The organism is Brevibacterium sp. HMSC063G07 (genome assembly GCF_001810665.1).
Classification (GTDB): Bacteria; Actinomycetota; Actinomycetes; order Actinomycetales; family Brevibacteriaceae; genus Brevibacterium.
This window is the reverse complement of sequence record NZ_KV802334.1, coordinates 1-1,265: the sequence shown is the minus strand read 5'-3', so window position 1 is coordinate 1,265 and position 1,265 is coordinate 1. Positions and strand designations below refer to the sequence as shown.

The following is a 1,265-nucleotide window of genomic DNA, read 5'->3' as shown; positions in this document are numbered from 1 at the left end:
GTGGCATGCGGACACACTTTTCTTTACTTAACCCGCTTCATGGGTAAGGGGCAGGCAGGGTTGAGGTCGCTGAAGGCACGCATGGGTGGAGAATCCGGCCAGGCGTGCGCCAGGGCAGTGCGTGGGCGAAGTGAATGTCATGTACCGACCGCGATTGCAGGTGGGGCGTTCGGCACGACCGACCAGCCTCGGGTGACCTCTCGTCGCCGTGCCCGACGAAGAGCTGCAGACGCCACGCGCGTCAAGCCGACCTGATCGTGGAGCCGGTTGATGATCTTGCGGACGCTGGTGGCGGCGACCATGACGATGGCGCTGAGTAACTGGTTGGTCCAGCCGCGTCGTGGGAGCGTCTCTGCGTCGTCCACGGGCATGAACTTGCCGTCTTTGATCGACTTGTTCATCGACTCCACGGAATGCCGCCCGGAAGAGTATTGGGCTTGCCATTTCTCGGAACGATAGGGGTAGGCCTGCTCATGCTTCGCCCGTTACATTGATTGTCAAGCTGCTTCGGGTGTTTTTTCTTCGTAGAGGGTTCCGTGTTTGACCATGGCGTACACGACGTTGAGTCGTCTGCGAGCTAGGCACATGATGGCTGCGTTGTGGCGTTTTCCTTCGGCTCGTTTCCGGTCGTAGTAGGCCTTGGATATCGGGTCGTGGTTGGATGCGACCCAGGCGGATTGGAATAGCGCGCTTTTGAGTTTCTTGTTGCCTGCACGGGAGGGAAACTCCCCGCGGATCGAGGTTCCTGATCTCCTGGTGACAGGCGCGATACCGGCATAGGCTGCCAGGTGGGCAGCGGACTGGAACGTGGAGAAATCTCCAGCGGCCAGGAGAATCTGACTGGCGGTCTTAACGCCGACTCCCGGCATGGACGTTAAGACCTGAAGAAGAGGGAGCGAATCAATGAGTTCCTCAACTTGTGCAGCGATGTCAGCCCGTTCGGCTTTGAGCGTTTTGATCGTGGCGGCCAGACGCGGCACGATCTGTTCAGAAGCTTCACTGCCAGGCACGATCACGGTCTGCTGGCTCAGTGCTTCAAAGATCGCATCCACCAGTGCTGAAGGGTCTTTGCGGGTGTGGTTACGCGCCCACCGCTTCACCCCTGGATTCCCCGCGGCCCGCAGCCCTGCTGGACCGTTGTAGCGGATCAGCAAATCCAGCGTGATCTGGCGGGTCAGCACACCACCTTTGAATACACGTTCCAGTGCTGGGTGGATTTGTAACAGCAAGGTGAAGCGTCCTGGGTTTAGTTCCTACCTTAGGTA

2 protein-coding genes are annotated in these 1,265 nt (G+C 59.0%); both read right to left on the bottom strand.

What is annotated here, in order from left to right; translation table 11 throughout:
• Window positions 1-137: 137 nt before the first annotated feature.
• On the bottom strand, window positions 138-401 hold the full coding sequence (locus HMPREF2757_RS03710) for a hypothetical protein (protein WP_070424156.1): 264 nt from the start codon (window positions 399-401) through the stop codon (window positions 138-140).
• A gap of 96 nt (window positions 402-497) precedes the next feature.
• Entirely contained in the window at window positions 498-1,181 is a 684-nt protein-coding gene (locus HMPREF2757_RS03705) for a transposase (protein ID WP_083274274.1), read from the bottom strand.
• Window positions 1,182-1,265 lie beyond the last annotated feature (84 nt).

Coding starts and splice junctions, on each gene's coding strand:
- HMPREF2757_RS03710 (WP_070424156.1), bottom strand. CDS start 401: ATGAACAAGTCGATCAAAGACGGCAAGTTCATGCCCGTGGACGACGCA.